This is a genomic window from Chryseobacterium taichungense, from assembly GCF_900109935.1.
GTDB classification, from domain to species: Bacteria; Bacteroidota; Bacteroidia; order Flavobacteriales; family Weeksellaceae; genus Chryseobacterium; species Chryseobacterium taichungense.
In genome coordinates this window covers 654527-677827 of the sequence record NZ_FOBV01000001.1, presented here as the reverse complement: position 1 = coordinate 677827, position 23301 = coordinate 654527, and the positions used below count along the sequence as shown (strand labels likewise).

Sequence of the window (23301 nt, the reverse complement as noted above, 5' to 3'; positions counted from 1 at the left end):
GCAGTATATAATCAATTATGGTTATATTTGGCGATAAATTTAATGAAAAAGCTATGAAGAAATTTTTTACTTCTTTCTTTTCTCTTTTTATGATAGGTGCGGCAACTGCACAATGGTCACCCACCACATTTAAAGGAGATAAGCTAAGAAAAGAGGCTGATATAAAAGCCTATTATTCATTAGACATTTCAGTTTTAAGATCACAACTTGCAAATGCTCAGGAAGCAGGAAGAGGTGCTAAAGCTGTTGAAATCTCTTTGCCGACGATGAGTGGTAAAATAGAGAAGTTTGCAGTGTACAGTTTTCCTGTATTTGCAAAGGATCTTGCTGACCAGTATCAATTGGGGTCATATGTAGGGGTAGGAGTGGATGATCCTTCCAAATATGTTAGATTTTCTCTTGCTCCTAATGATTTTCAATCTATGATCTTCTCAAACGGAGGTTATGAATTTGTAGAGCCTGCGAATTCTGCTAAAACGGTTTATGGAGTACATCCGAAAACTCAGGGAAGCAAACATGGATTCGAATGTTCTACTGAAGAAACTCCCGCTGCTTTAAAGCAAATTGAATTGTTGGCCAAAAAAGGTAAGTCTTTTACAAATCAGACTACAGATTTCTCTAAAAGTTATGATAAGAAGTACAGGACTATGAGATTGGCTATATCTGCCACAAGTTCATACGTAACTTTTACAGGAGGAACTTTAGCAACTGCTTTGGCTCAGATTAATGCAACCATGACGAGAGTAAATGGTGTTTTTGAAAAAGATTTTGCATTACACCTAAATATTGCAAGTTATCCAGGAATTATCTATACGACCTCTGCTTCTGACCCGTATATTGGGACAAATAACCTAAATTTAAAATTGCAGCAGATTCTTACTGCAAATGTTGGTAATGCAAATTATGATATCGGTCACGTATTCAATGCTGCAGGAAATAATGGAAATGCAGGCTGTATAGGATGTGTATGTATTGCTCCAGCAAATAATAACTCGTTAGGAAAAGGATCTGGTTTTACCCAAAGCACTTCTCCTTCAGGTGATGCTTTTGATATTGATTTTGTTGCCCACGAAATGGGACATCAACTAGGTGCTAACCATACATTCGCCCACGCTTTAGAAGGATCTGGAACCAATATGGAGCCCGGCTCTGGGACTACGATTATGGGATATGCAGGTATTACAGGGGCTGATACAGATGTTCAGCCGCACTCTGATGCATACTTTCATGTAATAAGCTTGGAGCAGGTAAACAGTAACCTTATCGCTAAGACATGTGATGTAGAAACTTCTATATCCAATAATCCTCCAATAATACCTGATTTGCCTGATTATACTATTCCTAAAGGAACTGCTTTCGTATTAACAGCTAATAATGTTACTGATCCTGAAAATGATCCTATGACTTTTACATGGGAACAAGTAGATAATGCCGATGAAGTTATTGATAAATATAATATTGGAACCACTGAGACTGGGGCATCATTCAGATCTGTTTCACCAAGTGCAAGTCCTACAAGATATTTTCCTAAACTGGAGTCAGTTTTGAATGGATATTTGGATAATAGTAATAATACATGGGAGTCTGTTCCTATGGTTGCTAGAGAGATGAATTTCGCTGTTACAGCAAGAGATAATAATGCCAATGCTTCTCAGCAACAGGCTGATTATAATGTGCAGACAATCACGGTTGGAAATGACGGACCATTTAAAGTAAGTACTTTATATGCTAACGTAAATAATCCTACGCCAATCAATTGGGATGTTGTAAATACTACGGCGGCACCTTATAATGTTGCTAACGTTAAGATCGATTATACAACAAACAACGGAACAAGCTGGACTACTTTGGCGGCTTCCACTCCAAATGATGGAACTGAAAGCTTTACTTTTCCTTCATCAATGAATGGACAAATCATTAAACTAAGAGTGTCGGCTATTAATAATGTATTCTATGCTGTCGGAAGAATTACTTTAGCAGCTTATGCTCCTTGTAATGGATCTGCTGTGACAGGTGTGGCAACAAGCAACATTACATTTAATGGCGCTACTGTAAACTGGACTCCTGTTTTAAATGCAACTTATATTATCAGATATAGAATAGTTGGCTCAACTACATGGCAGCAGACAACATCTACTGAACCAACTGTTAATATTACGGGACTTTCAGATGCTTCAGCATATGAAGTACAGGTAGCTGCTGTTTGTTCAGGAACTCCAGGTGCTTATTCTGCATCAGTTAATTTCTCTACTGCGCCAGTAGTTTATTGTACTTCTGCTAGTAGTAGCGGACAGTTTAACTATATTTCAAACGTTACACTGGGCACAGTAAATAATACCACAACAGGTTCGACATATTCAAACTTTACTGCTAATACATCATTGCAGCCAAATTTATTGCCGAATAGCACAAACTCAATAAGTGTTTCTCTTACAACAACTGTTGTAGGTGCATCATATAACGGAATGGCGGCATGGATTGATTTCAACAAGAATGGGACTTTTGAAGCTAATGAAAGAGTTTTAAATATGCCGGTAACTGGCTTGGCAATAGGAGCTACACCTGTATCAGGATCATTTACGGTTCCTTCAACGGCATTAACAAATACCCCATTGAGAATGAGAGTTGTTACTGTTTTGATTAACCCACAATACGTGGGTGCGACCATTCCTGAAGATTTTGCATGTGGTGGATTCCCTAATGGAGAAGTTGAGGACTATGCCGTTATTATAAATGCTCCACTTGCAACTAATGAGGTAACTGGCCCTAAAAATGACATCCAACTATATCCAAACCCGGTATCAGATATTTTAAACATAACTAAAGTTTCCGATAAGGCATCTTATAAGATTTATAGTGCTGCCGGACAATTGGTAAGACAAGGAAATATCAATAACGGTCAGATCAATGTTTCTGAATTGATTAAAGGAGGCTATGTAATTACTATTGAAGAAAAAGGAAAAGATTTATTCACATCCAAATTCATCAAGAAATAATAGAAAATAACTTTGAATAATTATAAATCCTCGGGGAAACCTGAGGATTTTTTGTGTTATAAATGTGCAAAATAATTTAACCTAAACTATAATATTGGCAAAAAATTAAAAACAAATTTAAATTATGCAGTATATAATTGCTTATGTTCGTCTTTTTTTAAAAGGTTTGATTAATTTGTTGTGATATTTGTATGAAATAATTATTTATATCTTTAAATTAATAATAAAAAATGTTTAGATTTGTATAATTAATATAATATTGAGAAAGTTATGAAGAAAAATTTTACTTCTTTCTTTTTCCTCTTTTTGTTTGCGATCACCAGTGCACAATGGAGTCCCACAACATTCAGAGGAGAAAAAACAAGAGCAGGCTCGGATATTAAGAGCTATTACACTCTGGACATTTCTTTACTAAAGTCTCAATTGGCGAAAGCTCAGGAAACGGGGAAAAATGCAAAACCCGTTACAATTTCTTTGCCAACTTTAGAGGGGAAAATTGAAAAATTTGCCGTTTACAGCTTCCCAGTGGTTGTAAAAGAATTGGCAGATCAATACCAGCTGGGATCATATGTAGGTGTCGGGATTGATGATCCTAGCAAGTATCTTAGATTTAGCTTGGCTCCGGATGATTTTCAGTCAATGATTATCAAAAACGGAGTATCTGAATTTATAGAGCCCGCCGATAAAGGCAAAACAGTTTACGGTGTGCACCCAAAAACTGATAAAAGTAACGAAGGTTTCCTTTGCTCGATGAACGAAGACCTGTTGACAAAACAGGAAATCGATAAGCTTTACAAAGCTGGAAAATCTTTCAACAATCAAACAACCGATTTTGCGAAGTCTTCTGATAAAAAATACAGAACGATGAGATTGGCAATGTCGGTAACAGGTGAATATACTCAATACTTTGGAGGTACTGTAGCTAATGCATTAACGGCTATCAACGCTACTTTAACCAGGGTAAACGGAGTATTTGAAAAAGACTTTGCATTGCATCTGAATTTACAGAATTTTCCGGGGGTGATATATACTGATCCAGCATCAGATCCTTATTCTCCGGCTGCACAGATGAACAACTGGAATCTTCAGTTGCAACAAACGCTTACAGCCAATGTAGGAAGTGCCAACTATGACATCGGACATTTATTCGGTGCTTCAGGAGGTGGAGGAAATGCAGGATGTATAGGTTGTGTATGCGTTGATCCGGCTAATAATAATGCAACTCAGAAAGGTTCAGGATATACTTCTCCTGCTGATGGTATTCCACAGGGAGACAATTTTGATATAGATTATGTAGCCCACGAAATGGGGCATCAGCTTGGTGCAAATCATACATTCTCACATGGTCTGGAAACTGCAGGCGTAAATGTAGAACCTGGTTCAGGGTCTACTATTATGGGATATGCTGGTATCACTGGAGCAAATACTGATGTTCAAGCTCACTCTGATCCTTACTTCCATGCGGTAAGTATTACACAGGTTCAGAATAACCTTACCAATAAGACATGTGATGTTGAAACAGCTGTTACGAATAACCCACCAGTAATTAGTCCATTAACTACTTATAATATCCCTAAAGGTACAGCGTTTGTTTTAACAGCTTCTGCAACAGATGCTGAGAATGACCCGATGACCTATTGCTGGGAAGAAGTAGATAATGCCAACGTTACCATCAATAAAAATAACCTGGGAACAACTGCTAGTGGTGCTACGTTCAGATCATTCAATCCGACAACGAGCCCTACAAGATATTTTCCTAAACTATCTTCAGTTTTAGCGGGTGTTTTAAATAATTCCAATAATGGATGGGAGTCTGTTTCTACTGTTGCCAGAACTACCAATTTCAGAGTAACAGTTAGAGATAATAATCCTGTTCCTACACAGCAGCAGTCCCAGTATGCGAACCAGCAGATTGTTGTAGGAAATGACGGACCTTTTAAAGTAACCACAACGACTGCGTATAATAACGGTCCAACTTCCGTTACATGGGATGTTGTTAATACAACTGCAGCTCCATATAATGTAGCGAATGTAAAAATTGATTATACAACCGATAACGGAGTAACATGGACGGTAGCATCCGCTTCTACTGCAAATGACGGGAATGAATCTTTAACTCTTAATGGTCTTACCTTAGGGGGTAACGTTAAAATAAGAGTAAGCTCAATCGGCAATGTCTTTTATGCAATAGGAAGTGCTACAGTAGCCAATTTAATGAGTTGTACAGGAGCTGCTCCAACGGGTATCACAGTATCTGCAATTACACAAACGACAGCTACAGTTGCATGGACAGCTACAGCGAATTCAACATATGTAGTTCAATATCGTCCGTTAGGAAGTACAACATGGATCACAGTTCCAACTACGGCAAACTCTGTAAATCTTACAGGTTTAAGTGACGGTATTCAATATGAAGTACAGGTATCTACAGTTTGTAACGGGGTTCAGGGACCTTTCTCTGCTTCTACCACCTTTACAACATTAGGCCTTAACTATTGTAACATGACGTCAAGTAACTTCGGCGATGAATATATTTCTAATGTTACGGTAACGCCAAATGGTGCAGCAGTAATGAGTAATAACTCAACCGGATCTACTTATACAGATTATACAACTACACCAAGTGCATTAGTGAATCTTGTTATCGGATCTGCATCGAATACATTATCTGTAACAAAATTCTGGACCGGAAGTACCTTCAGTGAAGCAGTAGGTGTTTGGATTGACTTCAACAGAAACGGCACTTTTGAAGCTTCAGAACAGGTAATGAACTCTCCTGCTAATACGACATCTCCTGTTACTGCCACATTCACTGTTCCTGCGGGGGCTTACAATGGTCCGGCTACAACAAGAATGAGAGTAGTAATGCAGTATAATACTTCTCCTACAATGTGTACAAGTTTTACCTATGGAGAGGTTGAAGATTATGCGGTAAAATTAATTCAGCCAATACCTTGTACAAGTAATGCTCCGTTGAACCTTACAGTGACCAACCTTACAGCAACATCTGCTTATGTAATGTGGGATCCTGCTGTAGGAGCTACATATGTATTACAATACAGACCTTTAGGTTCTACAACATGGACAACTGTTCCGTTGACATCAAATTCTTATACGATTAATGGATTGTCAGAACTAAGTTCTTATGAAGTTCAGGTAGCTTATGTGTGTTCAGGAACAACAGGAACATTTACGGCTCCTTATCAATTCACAACACCGGAAGTTACGTATTGTACGATTACTTCAAATAATAATACCAACGGTTATATCTCTAATGTAACAGTTACTCCTACCAGTTCATATGTTATGAGTAATAATTCAGGAGCGAATACATATACAAACTATTCTTCAGATCCTGCTAAACTAATTACATTAGTTCGTAACACAACCAACAACACTATTTCTGTATCTAAATCATGGCTTTCATTCAGCTCATCATTAGCAGTAGGTGCATGGATTGACTTTAATAGAAACGGTATTTTTGAAACAAACGAAAGAGTAATAAGCTCGGGAACCAGTACGACTACACCTATCAGTGCTACTTTCACGGTTCCTTCGATATCTTATAATGGCCCGCTTACAATGAGAATGAGAGTGATCTTCTCTACAAGCACCGTTACGAACCCTTGTGCAACAATTTCAAACGGAGAAATTGAAGATTATGCGGTGAAGATCATTGATCTCGCACCTTGTACAACTGCGCCGCCTTCTCCTATTTTCGTTACAAATGTTACAGCTTCTTCAGCATTAGTTTCCTGGATAGGTGCTACTGGAGCTACTTATACATTAAGATATAGAACAGGTACAGGTGCCTGGACAACTATTGCAGCTGCAACAAGCCCATATCCGATCACAAACCTTAATGGAGGTACAACGTATGAAGTACAGATAGCAACAATTTGTAGTGGTACTACAGGAGCGTGGTCAAGTTCAGTGAACTTTACAACTCCGGCAATATCTTATTGTAATTCGGGTACGGCTACTGTTAGTGATGGTTACATCAATAATGTTAAAGTGACAGGTACGGCTACGCCGATGATGTCTAATAACTCAGGTCCTAGTACGTATACTGATTATTCAAACGATGCTACTAAAATTATCACATTAGCCCGAAACTCAACCAATAACGTACTTTCTGTAGGAAGAACAATATTGTCAAGTACTTATTCTACTAATGCATGGATCGATTTTAACGGAGATGGAGTATTTAACAATACCCCGTCAACGACTCCGGGAGGTGAGAGAATCATGAATCTTGGTTACTCATCAACAACGCCGGTTACAGCGACATTCTCAGTTCCGGCTGGAGCATATGCTGGAGCAAATAAAGTGAAAATGCGTGTTATTGTGTACTATCTTACACCTGACGATGCGTGTTCACCACTTACAAGTAACGGAGAAGTTGAGGATTATCAGGTGAAATTCATAGATATCCAGCCATGTACTACAGCAGCTCCTACCGGTATTACCATAACAAATATTGCAGCGACTACGGCTACAGTATCATGGATATCTTCTACAGGGGCTACTTACCTCGTAAGATGGAGAACAACCAACCCTGTAGGAGCATGGAATGTATCTCCTGCACCAATTACAGGAAATACGTATAATATTGCGGGTCTTACAGAACAAACAGCCTATGAAGTACAGGTAGCAACAATCTGTGGCGGAACTCAGGGGCCTTGGTCTTCGTCTGTACCGTTTACGACGACACCGATTACCTACTGTAATATGACGGGTACGGGAACAACCGATTTCATTTCTAATGTTACCGTAACTTCAGTAAACCCGGGTATTCCTCCGATGAGTAATACATCTCTTCAGACGAATTATATAAGTTACACAACACCGGCTACACTAATTAATCTGGAAATAGGATCTGTTGGAAATAAGATCTCAGTAGCAAAAGGGGCAACTCAAAATGATGCTGTATCTGCTTGGATCGATTTCAACAGAAACGGAGTTTTCGAAACATCAGAACAGATTATGGCTTCTGCAGCAAGCACAACCAGCCCTGTAACAGCCTTGTTCGATGTGCCTTCAACTGCATATAGTGGAGCTTTAACAACAACCATGAGAGTGGTACTGAAGCGTTCTAGTGCTCCGGTAATGTGTCAGAATGCAGTAAACGGAGAGGTTGAAGATTATGCGGTGAAATTAAGACCATGTTCGACTAATACACCAACAAATTTAGCATTCAATACAATTACTCATACGTCTGCTAATATCACATGGACTGTACCTACAGGAAGTCTTACTTTTATTGTGAGATACAGAGTGGCAGGTACCAGTACCTGGACAGAAGTTGTAGCTTCAACACTAACAGGAAATCCACCGTTGGCATTAACCGGTTTAACGCCTGCGACAACCTATGAAGTACAGATTGCTTCAAGCTGTGGAACTACACCTGGAACATTCACACCGGTTCAGACATTTACGACAAGATGTGATCCTACACCTCCGAATGTAACGATCGGTACTGTAACCACAAACTCTGCAGTCGTAACCTGGGCTCCGGTAGTACCTAGTGCTACGTATGTAGTAAGATACAGAGTCGTGGGAAGTACAACGTGGACAACTGTAAATATTACAACACCTCCATTGAATACATATACGATTCAGGGATTAAGTCCATATACAACATATGAAGTACAGGTAGCCAATATCTGTAATGGTGAAACAACAGTTAATGCATGGTCTAATCCTAAAGTATTTACAACTGAAAGAACGTGTGAATTACCTCCTCCAGGATTAACGATCACTAACCTTACACCTACGACAGCTGTTGTGGTTTGGGATGCATTCCCTGGAGCAACATATATCCTAAGATATAGAAAAGTTGGTATTCCGAGCTGGACAACAGTTACTTCAAATACGAACACCCTTACGCTGACAGGATTATTGGAGTTGACACAATACGAATTACAGGTTGCCAATGTATGTAGCGGTACACCGGGTACTTATACCCTTCCGTACTTCTTCACAACGCCTACTGTAATCTATTGTCAGATGTCGTCTGCATCATCAGCTTCTGCATATATTTCAAAAGTTACGGTGAAGCCGACTGATAAGCCTGTTATGGAAAATACATCCGCAGCATCCAACTACACAGATTATACAGGTAATCAGTTGAAGTTTATAGAATTGATCCAAGGTTCTTCAAACAACCAGATCATTATTGACAAAAAGCTTTCTGGTAATACAGAGGCTGGGGTAGCTGTCTGGATCGACTTCAACAGAAACGGTTATTTCGATATCAACGAAAGAATCATGGCGGTTGCTCCAAATGCAGATGATACTGCAAGCGGAACGTTTACCGTGCCGGCGGATGCTTTCATCAGCTTGACAGATTACAAATATGTAGTCATGAGAGTTGCATTGGCGAAAGATGCAATCCCGGTAAACTGTAACAACTTCCCTGCTGGTGAGGTAGAAGACTATACCGTGAGAATATCTAAACCGATTGTTCCTAACCCTGTCAACCAGACGGATATTTTAATCTATCCTAACCCGGTAAGCACAGTATTGTACGTGAAAAATATAAGCAAAAAAGCGAATTATAAGATCTACAATGCAGCAGGACAGTTAGTATCAAACGGAATTATCCTGAACAATAAGATTGATGTTCATACACTGATAAATGGTGTTTACATCATCGATATTCAGGATGGAAATGATATCTCCGTTCAAAAGAAATTTATTAAAGAATAAATCATTTAACTATTAATCATCTTACAGGCTCTCAGTTTTGAGAGCCTGTTTTGTTTTACACCAGTTCTTAGCTAAGGCAATATCGAACATCAGTAAGATAATACCATAGGTTAGTAGAACGTTACTCAAGGGAAGTAGACTGTTACCATAGTGAAGTAGAGCGTTACCGTAGTGAAGTAGAGTGTTACCAAAGGTAAGTAGAGCGTTACCATAGTGAAGTAGACTGTTACCATAGTGAAGTAGACTGTTACCGTAGGGAAGTAGAGCGTTACCAAAGAGAAGTAGAGTGTTACCAAAGGTAAGTAGAGCATTACCATAGTGAAGTAGACTGTTACCGTAGTGAAGTAGAGTGTCACCAAAGAGAAGTAGACTGTTACCCAAAGATAAGTAGAGTAATACCCGGATTTTAATAAACCAACATATAATATCAATAGAAATGGGCTTTAGCCCATTCACATAAGGATAAGAAGCTTGGCTTTAGCCAAAACCTATTATAATTTGTTCTAAAGCACATATGTTCTCATTTGAAACAATCAGCCTAATTAGATTTCAATAGTTTAAAAACTTAATGCTTATTATTACTCAGAGGAAGTAAAAAAAATTCCAACATTCTCAGAAATAAAAAACTCGCTGAAACGTCAGCGAGTTTAATTTATTCGATATCAAAGACGACCTTTTCGGTATGCTCTTTCAGATCTTCAAGATTTGTATTATTATAGATAATGCAGTCTGCAAGTTTTATCTTATCCTTCTCGGGCATTTGTTTTTCCATAATGGACTGTACTTCCCGGTACGTTTTGCTATCTCTGTCCATGACCCTTTTAATTCTGATGTTATCCTCAGCAGTTACCAAGATAGATTTATAACATTCTTTATTTAGTTTAAGCTCAAACAGTAATGCGGTCTCTTTAAAGATCAGATATTTCGTCTGTTTTTTTACCCAGTCTTCAAAATCATTGCGTACAGCAGGATGAATAATCAGGTTCAATTGCTCAAGAAGGTCTTTGTTATTAAAAACTTTATCCGCGACAAATTTTCTGTCATACAACCCATTTTCATCGTATGCTTCTTCGCCTAGAAGTTGTTTGATCTTTGCCTTCAGATCTTCGTTGTCATTAACGATCTCCTTAGCTCTTTCATCAGAATAATAAACAGGAAATCCAAATTCCTCGATAAATTTTGCAACGGTTGTTTTCCCGGAGCCTATTCCGCCTGTAAGACCGATAATTTTTGGTGATGATAATGGTTCTGGCTCAGCTGGTTGCTGAGATTCTGAATGTAATTCTTCCATAATAGTTCAAATCAATATCCGAAAACATCATTAAAACTAAATGTCTCATCAAGTCTTACTCCTTTTTCTGTCATTTTAAGACTCGCCAGTTCATGATGAGCATCATGTTCAAAGAACAGCAGGTATTCATTGTCTACACATTGCTTTAAGAATTTTCCTTTTTCTTCTAGCGTAAGCAGCGGTCTGGTATCGTATCCCATGACATACACCTGATTAATGTGCCCTGCGGTAGGAATAAGATCTGCTGCAAAAACAACTGTTTTTTCCTGATATTGAATGACAGGGAGCATCTGTTTTTCTGTATGCCCGTCGACAAAGATGACATCCATTTTAAGATCCGGAGCAAAACCGTAATTTCCTGTAGTAGGAAGAGGTAGGAAGTTGAGCTGACCACTTTCCTGGATCGGGATGATGTTTTCTTTTAAAAAGCTAGCTTTTTCCCGGGCGTTGGGTTCTGTTGCCCATTGCCAGTGATTTTCATTAGTCCAGAACTGTGCGTTCTTAAAAGCCGGGCGGTAACCGGTACGCTCATCATTCCATTCAATGGCTCCTCCGCAATGGTCAAAGTGAAGATGTGTAAGGAAAACATCAGTGATGTCTTCTTTCACAAAACCGTATTTTTTTAAATTTTTATCTAAAGTATCATCTCCCCAAAGCGAATAGTGGCTGAAGAACTTTTCGTCCTGCTTATCTCCCAGTCCGCAATCGATCAGAATGAGCTTTTTTCCATCTTCTACAAGCAGGGATCTCGTTCCCAGCTCAATCAGGTTTCTTTCGTCTGCAGGATTGGTCTTTTCCCACAGACTCTTCGGGACGACTCCAAACATGGCGCCGCCATCCAGTTTAAATTTTCCGCACTGTATTGGATATAATTTCATATAATATTAAGATTTATAATGTTGTTTATTTTTCAATAGTTTTTATCATTGATCTCAGAATAGTTCTCCCGGATTTTTCGGTCTTGAAATATTTAAATGCTTATACGCTTTGTCTGTCACTTCACGTCCTCTCGGCGTTCTTATAATAAATCCTTCCTGAATTAAAAAAGGCTCATAAACCTCTTCCAGTGTTTCCGGATTTTCCCCGATAGATGTGGCCAGTGCCGAAATTCCAACGGGTTTACCTTTGAAATTTTCAATCATTACACGCATGATCTTGTTGTCCATCTCATCCAGTCCGAATTCATCCACATTTAAAGAATCAAGCGCATATTTGGTAATGTTAATTTCAATTTCACCGTTTCCTTTTATTTCAGCAAAATCACGAACCCTTCTGAGCAAAGCGTTCGCAATTCTTGGGGTTCCCCGACTTCTGCGGGCAATTTCAATCGCTGCATCTTCATAAATCCTTACCCCCAGAACTCTTGAGCTTCTTTGAATGATCATTGATAAAAGTTCAATCGTATAATATTCCAGTCTGCTTTGGATCCCGAATCGCGCCAGCATTGGCTTGGTAAGCATTCCGCTGCGGGTGGTTGCCCCTACAAGAGTAAAAGGATTTAAACCGATCTGCACACTCCTAGCATTAGGACCTGTTTCGAGCATAATGTCAATCTTGTAATCTTCCATCGCGGAATACAGATACTCCTCCACAACGGGAGACAGGCGGTGAATTTCATCAATAAACAGTACGTCGTTTTCCTCAAGGTTCGTGAGCAATCCGGCAAGGCTTCCGGGTTTGTCCAGCACCGGACCAGACGTAATTTTGCAGTTTACGCCAAGTTCATTGGCAATGATATTAGCCAGGGTCGTTTTACCAAGTCCTGGCGGACCATGCAGTAAAACATGATCAAGTGCACCGCCACGCTTTTTGGCAGCCGTTACGAAGACCTCAAGATTTTCAAGCGTCTTTCTCTGTCCTGCGAAATCCCTGAAGCTCTGGGGACGGATCTGTTCTTCCTGTGCTAGCTCTTCACGGGAATAATTATCTTTATCTGGATGTAAAAAGTCTGGCATTAATTCAATTTCATTTACCGTAAAGATAAGGAAATTGAAGTTACGATTAAAGAGTGATGTTGAGATTTAAGGTTAAGGTTAAGGTTAAGGTTGAGGTTGAGGTTGAGGTTGAGGGAATTTGTGGGCGGGAAAGGTTATGATTTATAAGATTGATTTATTTTAGTATTTTTGGAAGAGAAATTTTAATAAGAACAAATGATAAAAGATTTTACCGAAATGCCCGTTTGGCAAAAAGCAATGGATATTGCTGAAAAGTGTTTCAAAATATCTGAAAGTTTACCCAAAAAAGAAGATTATGCACTCGCTTCACAATTAAGAAGAGCCGCAGAGAGTATTTCGGCTAATATTGCTGAAGGTTTTGGGAGGCGAACATCAAAAGATAAAAGCAGATTCTATGATATTTCGAGAGGGTCGGCATTTGAAACGAAAAGCCATTTAATTTATGGGTACAGAGTAAAATATTTTTCAGAAAATGAGAGTTTGGAAATACAAAATTTGATTAGTGAGGTTATATACGATTTAAATAAAATCACAAGCAGACTAAATAATAGCCACTTTTAATCTTAGCCTCAACCTCAACCTTAACCTTAATACATGAAACTAATAGGTCCTTTCAGGCAAATTGTAACCCTTGCCAACCTTCCTTTAAGAGGAAAAATATCTGATGAGCAGCTCGAAGTCATTACTGATGGCGGAATCTTAGTAAATAATGGAAAAATACAGCAGGTCGGAAATTTTGAAACCTTAAAATCTGACCATCAAAATATAGAAATCGAAGAAATTGAAGGCGTACAAATTGTGCTTCCGGCTTTTACAGATTCACATACCCATATCTGTTTCGGCGGTAACCGGGCGAATGATTTTGCCATGCGTAATGCCGGAAAGACCTATCTCGAAATTGCTGAAAGCGGTGGCGGAATATGGAGCTCTGTGCAGCATACAAGAAATGCGTCTGAAGAAGATTTATTAAAAACATTATTAGAAAGAATCGGTTTTTTAACATCTCTCGGAATTACAACCATAGAAGTAAAAAGCGGCTATGGGCTTGATGTTGAAAATGAACTAAAGATGTTGCGGACGATTCAAAAGGCACAGCAGCAGACTGCTGCGACGTTGGTTCCTACCTGTCTTTCTGCACATCTGAAACCAAGGGATTTTGAAGGAAGCAATGAAGAATATTTACAATATATTTTAAATGAGATCTTACCAAAAGTAAAAGAAGAAAACCTGGCGAAGAGAGTTGATATTTTCATTGAAAAATCAGCATTTCAGCCTGAAGAAAGTAAAGCTTTTCTGCTTGAAACTAAAAAACTAGGTTTTGATATAACGGTACATGCGGACCAGTTCACTCCGGGAAGTTCCAGGATTGCGGTAGAAGTTGGGGCAAAATCTGCAGATCATTTAGAAGCTACTGTTGATGAAGATATTGAATTTATCGCGCAATCTGAAACGGTTGCTACAGCATTACCCGGAGCGAGTTTAGGATTAGGTGAGAAGTATAGTCCGGCAAGGAAATTATTGGACGCAGGAGCCATCCTGGCAATTGCGAGTGACTGGAATCCTGGTTCGGCACCGATGGGTAACCTAGTTACACAAGCTTCGATTTTGGCAACCTTTGAAAAACTGACAACCGCAGAAGTTTTGGCAGGAATTACTTTCCGCTCTGCATTTGCACTTGGACTGGAAGATAGAGGAAAACTGGAAGCAGGTTTGAAAGCTGATTTCGTAACATTCAAAACTGATAATTTCCAGAATGTGCTTTATCATCAGGGAAGTTTGAAAGCGGAAAATGTTTATATTGAAGGAATGAGAATTAATTAATAAACTATACATGAAAAACTTTAATAGCATCAAAGAGAAATATATATCATTACAAATTCCTGAAAAACATATTGATTATGCTTTCAACGCAGTAAAATCAGGAAGTAAAAGAGAAATTATTATTAAAAATTTAACATCAGATGTTAGAAAAGTAAATTACGAATCAGCCAATAATATGCTTGATGAAATGTTTTCAGCTAATGGGGGAGAATTCAAATATGAAAACAGAGGAGGTTATTTATACTCCATATTCTATTTGATTGTCATAATTACTTTACTACTCATTATTACATTTTCTAATGACACCAGTTTGGTTATCAAGCTTAGTTTTGCTGCTGTAGCTTTTTTGGTCCTGTTTTTGAGAACATTTATACCAACACTAAAAGGAAAATTCAGAGAATAATCTGTAAATAATACAACAATGATTTGGCAGGGAAGATTAGACGGAGAAGAGCTGCTTTTCCACAGGATATTTCAGAGAGTAAAAGAAGAAAACAACTATGATCTTATTTCAACTAAGGATTTCGTTTTACATGGATTTGCCGTAGATGAAGGGGTTAAAAGGAATAAAGGCAGGGAAGGTGCAAAGGATGCTCCTGATGTGATCAGAAAAAATATGTCCAACTTTCCGGTGATCCGCCCCGATTTTACACTGCTCGATTTTGGAAACATTACCTGTGAAGATGGTAACCTGGAAGAAGCACAGAATAATCTGGCTAAAAATGTATCGAAGGTATTGCTCAAAAATGGGAGATCTGTTGTTTTTGGGGGAGGGCATGAAGTTACTTATGCACATTATCTTGGTCTGAAAACTGCTTTTCCTGAACAAAAAATCGGGATTATCAATATTGACGCTCATTTCGATAACAGGCAACCCGAAATTGGAGTAGGACCCAGTTCAGGAACTGGTTTCTGGCAAATCGCTCAGGATGGACCGATCAATTCTCTTCATATTGGTATTCAGAGAAATTCAAATACCTTGAAATTATTTGACACTGCCCACCAATACGGAATGAAGTATATATTGGCAGATGAAATCTTCTTTGAAAATCTCCCATCGATTTACAAGAGAATTAATAATTTAGCTGAAACTGTAGATTACCTTTATCTTACGATATGCATGGATGTTTTTAACGCCTCTATTGCGCCTGGAGTTTCCGCTTCTGCGTACAATGGTATTTTTGCCGATGTACCATTTATGCATTTTTACAGACATATTTTAAAGAATGAAAAGCTTTTGGCACTTGATGTAGCAGAAGTCAACCCTTCCTATGATATTCAGGACAGAACGGCAAGGCTTGCTGCGACACTGGTTAACGAATGGTTTATGATTTAGCATCAATTTGATAGAGAAAATCATTATTTTATATAATCCTAAGGAACACATTTTGTTCCTTTCATGATACTTTTTAAGCAATAATTAAATTCAGTTTTGAATTTAAAACAGAGACTATATTATGGAACAATCAATTGAAAATAAACTTATCAGTGCAGATAAGGCATTTTCAGAATGGAAGAAAATACCATTCGAACACAGGCAAAAACTCATTGCCAAAGCAGCTGAAATTTTAAAGACACGTTCTGAAGAGTTTGGAGCAATCATTACTTCAGAAATGCATAAGCCGATTTCGCAAGCCATTGCTGAGGTGGAAAAATGTGCCTTAATGATGAACTATTATGCTGATGCGGAAAATATTCTGCAGCCCGAAAAAATTGAATCCGAATATTCTTATTCCGAAATACATTATGTTCCAAAGGGTGTTATCTTAGGAGTTATGCCCTGGAATTTCCCTTTCTGGCAGGTTTTGAGATTTGCTGTTCCTGCTATTTTGGCGGGAAATACGGTTGTACTTAAACATGCTTCTATCTGCTTCGGCAGCGGAAATGCAATTGAAAAAATATTTCTTGAAGCTGGCTTTCCTGAAGGTGTTTTTCAGAATCTGGAAATCGGACACCAAGATGTGAAGGAAGTTCTTGAGCATAAAGCAATTTCAGGAGTGAGCCTTACAGGAAGCGAAAAAGCAGGTGCAGAAGTTGCTTCCATTGCCGGTCAAAATATCAAGAAGTCTTTATTGGAACTCGGCGGAAGTGATGCATTCATTGTATTGGATGATGCAGATCTGGATGAAGCAGCTAAAGTGGGTGCATTAGCAAGACTTCAGAATTGCGGACAGACTTGTGTAGCGGCAAAAAGATTTATCATTGATGAAAAAATAGAAGATACTTTTCTTCCGAAATTTATTGAAGAATATAAAAAGTTTGTCCCGGCGGATCCTATGGACAGGGAAACAAAAATCGCCGGAATGGCAAGACCGGATCTTGCAGATGATCTGGAAAAACAGTTTCAGAAAGCATTGGAAAATGGCGCTGAAATTATTCTTCCTTTGGAAAGAATTTCTGATAATGAATTCAATCCTGGCCTGATTCGTGTAGAAGAAGGAAATCCGATTTTGCAAGAGGAGCTTTTCGGGCCTTTAGGGATGGTCATGATTGCTAAGAATGATAAAGAAGCATTACAGCTGGCCAATGATATTCCTTTTGGTCTTTCAAATTCTGTTTGGACACAAGATAAGGACCGTCAGCTATTTTTCATTGAAAATTTAGAATCCGGAACTGTTAATATCAACAGAATGACGAGTTCTGACCCTCGTTTTCCTTTCGGAGGCACAAAGACCTCAGGATACGGAACAGAACTTTCATTGCTGGCTTTAAGAGAGTTTGTAACCGCAAAGACTGTTGTTGGAAATTAATAAACCGTAATTAATTAGTTTAAAAATAAAAACTCCCGATGATCCGGGAGTTTTTGCTTTATAATAACAGCTTAGTTTAAATTAAACTGTAGTTAATCGTAATGTATTTGTTTTACCGCCTTCGTATGATGGAGTTGCATTGATGTTAATTACAAAATCTCCTGCCTCGATGTATCCATAGTTGTGGGTAAGCATATTTACCTGGATAATCGTTTCATCAGTAGACTTCTTCATGTCGTAATAATAAGCGTGAACTCCCCAAAGAAGATTGAGCATGGTGATTACTCTTCTATTACCACTATATACGATAATATGGGAATTTGGTCTGTGCGCAGAAAGTTGGAACGCCGTATATCCTGAACTTGTTAATGTTACGATCGCAGACACATTAGTCGTTTTTGCAATTCTTACGGCTGCAAGACATACTCTGTTCGTAATGAATCTTTCATCGATACAGTTGAAATCCTTTTCTATCGGTTCATTTTTATGTTGGTAGAAATGAGTCGTTTCAATATTCTTTACGATTTTTGCCATATTTTCAACTACCTGCACCGGATATCTACCTACTGAAGTTTCTCCGGAAAGCATTACGGCATCAGCACCATCCAATACAGAGTTGGCTACGTCATTTACTTCAGCTCTTGTTGGCGTTAGGCTGTTGATCATCGTTTCCATCATCTGCGTTGCAATGATCACCGGCTTGGAATAAAATCTTGCTTTTTCTACCAATGTTTTCTGGATAGCAGGAACTTCTTCCATAGGAACTTCCACCCCTAAATCTCCTCTGGCAACCATTACTCCATCGCATTCCAATAAAATTTCGTCGATGTTTTTTACGCCTTCCGGCTTTTCAATTTTTGCGATGATTGGCGTTTTGAATTTCCCGTTCGGATGCTTAGAGATCAATTCTTTCAAATCAATAATATCCTGTGCATGACGAACGAAAGAAAGCGCAATCCAGTCTACTTCCTGATCAAGCATAAAGTTGGCATCCTGAATATCTTTTTCCGTTAAAGCGGGAAGAGAAACATTCGTGTTCGGAAGATTTACCCCTTTTTTAGAACTTAAAGGTCCCCCCTGAATTGTTTTTGCCTTTACAGTATCAATAAGATTGGTTTCTGTAACTTCTAAAACCAACTTACCATCATCAATAAGGATTCTTTCACCAACTTTTACATCCTGAGGAAATTGTTGGTAAGTCATATATACTTTTGTAGAATCCCCTTCAATTTTTTCATTGGTGAAGGTAAGGATATCACCTGGATTAAGGTAAGAACCTTCTTTTACAACACCAACTCTTAACTTAGGTCCCTGTAAATCCCCTAAAATTCCAACAGAGAAACCGTGCTCTTTATTGAGCTCTCTGATGATTTCAATATTTGAACGAACTAAGTCGTAATCTGCGTGTGAGAAATTTATTCTAAAAACATCAACACCTGCTCTCATTAACCCTAACATTACTTCCTTCGACGATGACGCCGGCCCAAGTGTTGCGATAATTTTTGTCTTCTTTAAATACTTATTCATAATACTGGATAATTTGATAAAGTTCCTCTTCAGAACCTAATATATAATCTTGAATCGGAAATACAAGATTTTCAGGGAGCAAAATTACGGAAAAATCAGGAAACTGTTCCGAACTATGCAAAATATATTGTACTTCTACCTGATTATTTAATAAAAATTTAATGTTTTCTTCTCCTGAGAAAAGCTCAGTTTGTATTTTTTTTTGTTTACTTTCCGAAGATCGGTTTGAAATAAACGTAAAACATGTCCTTGTAAACTTGTGATAGGCCTCAAACCGAGGAAAAAAGTAATCATAATATGACCCGTGATAGATGAGATCATCAATCCTTTTAAAATTAAGATCGTTTCTTTGATTTACATGATAGAAAAACTCATGATCGGGTACATTTTTGGCCAATCTTACCAATCCTATGGTAACATCTTCAAATTCTATATCATCAAGATCATAAAGCTTTTGAATTTCCAAGTATGTTTTCTTTTTTATTTAAAATATAAAATGCTCTCTGTGCTGCTTTTTCTTCCGCCTTTTTCTTTGAGGTTTCCGTGGCGTTGGCGATTTTTTCATCTCCGAGCCAGACATGACATCGAAAGACAATCGACCGGTTCACCTGTATTTCTTCACAGGTTTCGTACTTTATATTTAATTTTTTCTTTTGGCTCCATTCGAGCAGAAGACCTTTGTAGCTTACGATTTTATTTTCAAGCTTATTCATTTCACTTGGCGTGAGCAGCCTGTCTAAAATAATCTTTCTGCAGATTTCATACTGAAAATCCAGATAAACAGCGCCGATTAAGGCTTCAAATAAATTTCCGGAGATATTTTCACCTAATGCCACAGAAGTCTGTTTTTGCAAAAGGTCGGTCAATTTAAGATCTTCTCCTAGTTTATTAAGATTTTTCCTATTTACAATCTTGGATTTCATTTGTGTCAGATATCCTTCATTCGCTTGAGGATAAGTTTGAAACAAGTGACATGAAATGATTGTACCCAAAACAGAATCTCCTAAAAACTCAAGCCTTTCGTAATTGCTGTCTTTATTTTTAGAAGAATTTTTCAGAGAAAAAGCTTCACGGTAAAGAGCAACATTTTGTACCTCAGTACCGAGAATTTTATTAAGTTCAGTACTGAGAAAGTAATCTCTCTCCGTTAATTTTCTTTTTCTTTTTTTGAGAAGGAATTTAGAAAAGTATTTCTGTAACTCCATTCAGTAAGTTTAGATTTTCTTAAATAGAACGCAAGCGTTGTGCCCACCAAACCCAAAAGTATTACTCATGGCTACTTTTACATCTTTTTTCGCAGCTTCGTTGAATGTAAAATTCAGTCTGCTGTCGATATTTTCATCATCAGTAAAATGGTTAATGGTTGGAGGAACAATACCATGAATAATCGTTCCCAATGCAGCAATAGCCTCAATAACACCCGCAGCACCCAAAAGATGGCCTGTCATTGATTTTGTAGAATTAATCTGAATGTCGAACGCATGCTCTCCCAATAATTTTGAAATGGCATTGGATTCTGCAATATCTCCTAATGGAGTAGATGTACCATGCATATTGATATGATCTACTTCATCAGCAGTGAGTCCTGCATCTTCCAGGCAGTTCTTCATTACCAGGTAAGCTCCTAAGCCTTCAGGATGCGGTGCGGTCATATGATGTGCATCTGCACTCAGACCTCCGCCTTTTAATTCTGCATAAATTGTTGCTCCACGCTTTACGGCATGCTCATATTCTTCAAGAATGATACATCCTGCGCCTTCACCCAATACAAACCCATCTCTGTCTTTGTCAAAAGGTCTTGAAGCGGTTTTAGGATCGTCGTTTCTTGTAGAAAGAGCCATCATTGCATTGAATCCACCGACACCACTTGCTGTAACGGCCGCTTCAGAGCCACCGCAAACAATTACATCTGCTTTTCCAAGCTGGATCAGCATTTTGGAATCAATTATAGCATTTGCTGAAGATGCACACGCTGAGACGGTTGTGTAGTTTGGTCCATGAAAACCATATTCAATAGAAATGTGTCCCGGTGTGATATCAGCGATCATTTTAGGAATAAAGAAAGGGTTGAATCTCGGGATGTCCGTATTGGCCCAACCTAAAACTTCAGTTTCAAAAGTTTCCAGACCTCCGATTCCGGATCCCCAGATTACTCCGACTCTGTTTTTATCTACGCTGTCTTCAATGATTCTTGAGTGTTCTACTGCTTCTCTTGCAGCGACCAGCCCAAGCTGAGTATTTCTATCCATCTTTTTTGCTTCTTTCTTGTCGAAATACTGCAGCGGATCGAAATTTTTTACTTCACAAGCAAACCTTGTTTTGAAATTTGTGGCATCAAAAAGAGTAATCGGAGCGGCACCGCTCTCACCTTTCACAAGATTTTCCCAGTATTCTTTTGCATTATTTCCAATCGGTGTTATTGCTCCAAAACCGGTTACAACTACTCTTTTTAATTCCATAAACTTTGTTTAATTTCTTTTTTGTTGAAGAATATTATTTATTTACTACTTCTTCGATATAAGCGATAGCGTGTCCTACAGTAGTAATTTTTTCAGCCTGATCATCAGGGATTTGAATGTTGAATTCTTTTTCAAACTCCATGATAAGTTCAACTGTATCCAAAGAATCTGCTCCTAAATCGTTAGTGAAGCTAGCTTCCGGAGTTACTTCTGTTTCTTCAACGTCAAGCTTATCAGCGATGATAGCTTTTACTCTTGATGCAATGTCTGACATAGTAAATTTTTTTTTAATTGTTAGATGGTGCAAATATATAAAATTCTTTACGATAAAACATTTTTTTAATGTTTTTTGTGGCTCATGGGTATGTATTTTGTCGTGTTGCTGTTTAGTATTTTAGTTTTCAGAGGTTTATATTTTATTGATTTTTCAGGTTCAAACTTATTCGTTTTTTTCGAAGTTTATAAGCCTTTCCAGAGTGACTGTTAATAATTTATATATTTATTTAAAAAAGGAAATATTGAGATTGATACGTCAATATTTAAAATTTGATTTAACCTATATTAGTTCAGAAATTTACAAGATCCTCTTATCTATATTTGCTAATTCAAATAGCATGATGATTATTTTTGTTCAGAATTTAATACACCATAATTATTATAATTTAATGAAAAAGATTATTTGCGGCATACTCCTTTCGGTTTCTATGACCCTGTTATCACAAATCAGAGGAAAAGTTATTAAAATAAAGGATGGTGATACAATTGTTGTTTTACTAGCAGACAAAACCCAACAAACCTTGAGGCTTGCAGAAGTAGATTGTCCTGAAAACGGTCAGGCCTTCGGAAATAATGCTAAACAATTTACCTCCAATCAGGTTTTTGGTAAGATGGTTATTATTTATAAAGTAGGGAAGGACAGGTACGGAAGAAATATTGCCGGAGTCTTCTATGATGGCGATAAATACCTGTCACGGGAGATTGTAAAAGCGGGATTTGGTTGGTGGTATTTTAAAGCTTCAAAGAATACTGAGCTTCAGAAGCTTCAGGATAAGGCTAAAGAAAAGAAACTGGGTTTATGGAGTGATAAAAAAGCCATTTCACCGTGGGAATTTAGAAAGAATAAAAAGGCTAGGGTAGAATGAGACACACTCCAAAGTCTATGACTTTGGAGTGTGTCAAGTAATACGAAAATAAATAATCTCGCATATTTCATAACTATTCCGACGTATTATATGATATTATTACTTGGAAATAGATATGTTAGTTGTGGGGGACTTATGATCTGCAGAATGCGTCCCATGTTGTCCAGAAATGAGCATTGATTGCTCCAAGAGCCGGACTTGTGCTGTCTGCAACAATTCCCACCATAGGTGCACAATTGGAATTGCATCCGATTTGGTTTCTGCTTCCTTCCTGAGGTGGAATTTCGTGCCATGTTCCTGTAGAGCCATTTAAAGCTTCTAATTAAATGTCAAAAATTCCTGAAAGACCAGGTGTCTCAAATTGTTTAGTAAGGTTTTCGCTTGAAATTGTGTCTTGCCGGTTTCCTTGAGAAAAAGTTGCTCTCTACTTAGTAATCATCTTAACCGTATCGTTTTGAGGCGAGATATACACCCAGAACTGTGCGCCGCCTCATAATTTTAATTCCCCTGTAGAGTTTACGTTGTAGCTTGTGTTTGCTTCCGTGATATTGGTTTTTATAGGTTGTTTTGTATGTAAAGTAATGCAAAAAAACAATCGGGATAGCGTGGAAATTACCAATTGTAAGATTGCGTATTTGTACGGTAATAC

Annotated in this window: 16 protein-coding genes; 8 read left to right on the top strand and 8 right to left on the bottom strand. The window is 38.0% G+C overall.

The features are described from left to right. Positions 1-53: 53 nt before the first annotated feature. A complete protein-coding gene (locus BMW64_RS03105) occupies positions 54-2996 on the top strand; it encodes a reprolysin-like metallopeptidase (RefSeq protein WP_089998515.1) in 2943 nt (980 codons plus the stop codon). Between the two features lie 270 nt (positions 2997-3266). Then, positions 3267-9707, top strand: coding sequence for a GEVED domain-containing protein (locus BMW64_RS03100; RefSeq protein WP_089998357.1), 6441 nt, complete (start codon positions 3267-3269; stop codon positions 9705-9707). 652 nt (positions 9708-10359) lie between these two features. Here the strand turns inward: BMW64_RS03100 and coaE are convergent. From coaE to ruvB, 3 genes are read right to left on the bottom strand one after another with little or no spacing between them, the layout of a single operon-like run. Beyond that, positions 10360-10998, bottom strand: coding sequence for a dephospho-CoA kinase (gene coaE / locus BMW64_RS03090; RefSeq protein ID WP_089998355.1), 639 nt, complete (start codon positions 10996-10998; stop codon positions 10360-10362). 11 nt (positions 10999-11009) lie between these two features. Then, complete coding sequence (locus tag BMW64_RS03085; RefSeq protein WP_089998354.1) at positions 11010-11876, bottom strand: MBL fold metallo-hydrolase; 867 nt, start codon at positions 11874-11876, stop codon at positions 11010-11012. 54 nt (positions 11877-11930) lie between these two features. Beyond that, entirely contained in the window at positions 11931-12953 is a 1023-nt protein-coding gene (gene ruvB, locus BMW64_RS03080) for a Holliday junction branch migration DNA helicase RuvB (protein ID WP_089998353.1), read from the bottom strand. A 195-nt stretch (positions 12954-13148) separates the two neighbouring features. Here ruvB and BMW64_RS03075 point away from each other — a divergent pair, with 195 nt between their 5' ends. From BMW64_RS03075 to BMW64_RS03055, 5 genes are all read left to right on the top strand, one after another. After that, positions 13149-13514, top strand: a complete 366-nt coding sequence (locus tag BMW64_RS03075) for a four helix bundle protein (RefSeq protein WP_089998352.1) — start codon at positions 13149-13151, stop codon at positions 13512-13514. A 33-nt stretch (positions 13515-13547) separates the two neighbouring features. Continuing rightward, positions 13548-14774 carry an imidazolonepropionase gene (gene hutI / locus BMW64_RS03070; protein ID WP_089998351.1) on the top strand — a complete coding sequence of 409 codons (1227 nt, stop codon included), beginning with the start codon at positions 13548-13550 and terminating at the stop codon, positions 14772-14774. A gap of 10 nt (positions 14775-14784) precedes the next feature. Beyond that, on the top strand, positions 14785-15177 hold the full coding sequence (locus BMW64_RS03065; protein WP_089998350.1) for a hypothetical protein: 393 nt from the start codon (positions 14785-14787) through the stop codon (positions 15175-15177). Positions 15178-15195: 18 nt separating this feature from the next. After that, positions 15196-16110 (top strand): formimidoylglutamase, encoded by a 915-nt coding sequence (gene hutG, locus BMW64_RS03060; protein WP_089998349.1) that lies wholly within the window; start codon positions 15196-15198, stop codon positions 16108-16110. Positions 16111-16231: 121 nt separating this feature from the next. Further along, positions 16232-17524 carry an NAD-dependent succinate-semialdehyde dehydrogenase gene (locus BMW64_RS03055; protein WP_089998348.1) on the top strand — a complete coding sequence of 431 codons (1293 nt, stop codon included), beginning with the start codon at positions 16232-16234 and terminating at the stop codon, positions 17522-17524. 81 nt (positions 17525-17605) lie between these two features. Here the strand turns inward: BMW64_RS03055 and pyk are convergent, their stop codons facing one another. Genes pyk through BMW64_RS03030 form a run of 5 tightly spaced genes read right to left on the bottom strand, consistent with a single transcriptional unit; the run spans position 17606 to position 21784 of the window. Then, positions 17606-19051, bottom strand: coding sequence for a pyruvate kinase (gene pyk, locus BMW64_RS03050; protein ID WP_089998347.1), 1446 nt, complete (start codon positions 19049-19051; stop codon positions 17606-17608). Then, positions 19044-19517: an IPExxxVDY family protein gene (locus BMW64_RS03045; RefSeq protein ID WP_089998346.1), complete on the bottom strand. Its 474-nt coding sequence runs from the start codon at positions 19515-19517 to the stop codon at positions 19044-19046. The genes pyk and BMW64_RS03045 overlap by 8 nt, the downstream gene beginning before the upstream one ends. Next, on the bottom strand, positions 19495-20256 hold the full coding sequence (gene rnc / locus BMW64_RS03040) for a ribonuclease III (protein WP_089998345.1): 762 nt from the start codon (positions 20254-20256) through the stop codon (positions 19495-19497). The genes BMW64_RS03045 and rnc overlap by 23 nt, the downstream gene beginning before the upstream one ends. A 9-nt stretch (positions 20257-20265) precedes the next feature. After that, complete coding sequence (gene fabF / locus BMW64_RS03035) at positions 20266-21510, bottom strand: beta-ketoacyl-ACP synthase II (RefSeq protein WP_089998344.1); 1245 nt, start codon at positions 21508-21510, stop codon at positions 20266-20268. A gap of 34 nt (positions 21511-21544) precedes the next feature. After that, positions 21545-21784, bottom strand: coding sequence for an acyl carrier protein (locus BMW64_RS03030; protein WP_002976354.1), 240 nt, complete (start codon positions 21782-21784; stop codon positions 21545-21547). 391 nt (positions 21785-22175) lie between these two features. Between BMW64_RS03030 and BMW64_RS03025 the strand changes: the two genes are divergently transcribed. Further along, the gene (locus BMW64_RS03025; RefSeq protein WP_089998514.1) at positions 22176-22652 is read left to right on the top strand and encodes a thermonuclease family protein; all 477 of its coding nucleotides are present in this window, start codon (positions 22176-22178) and stop codon (positions 22650-22652) included. The last annotated feature ends 649 nt before the right edge of the window (positions 22653-23301 follow it).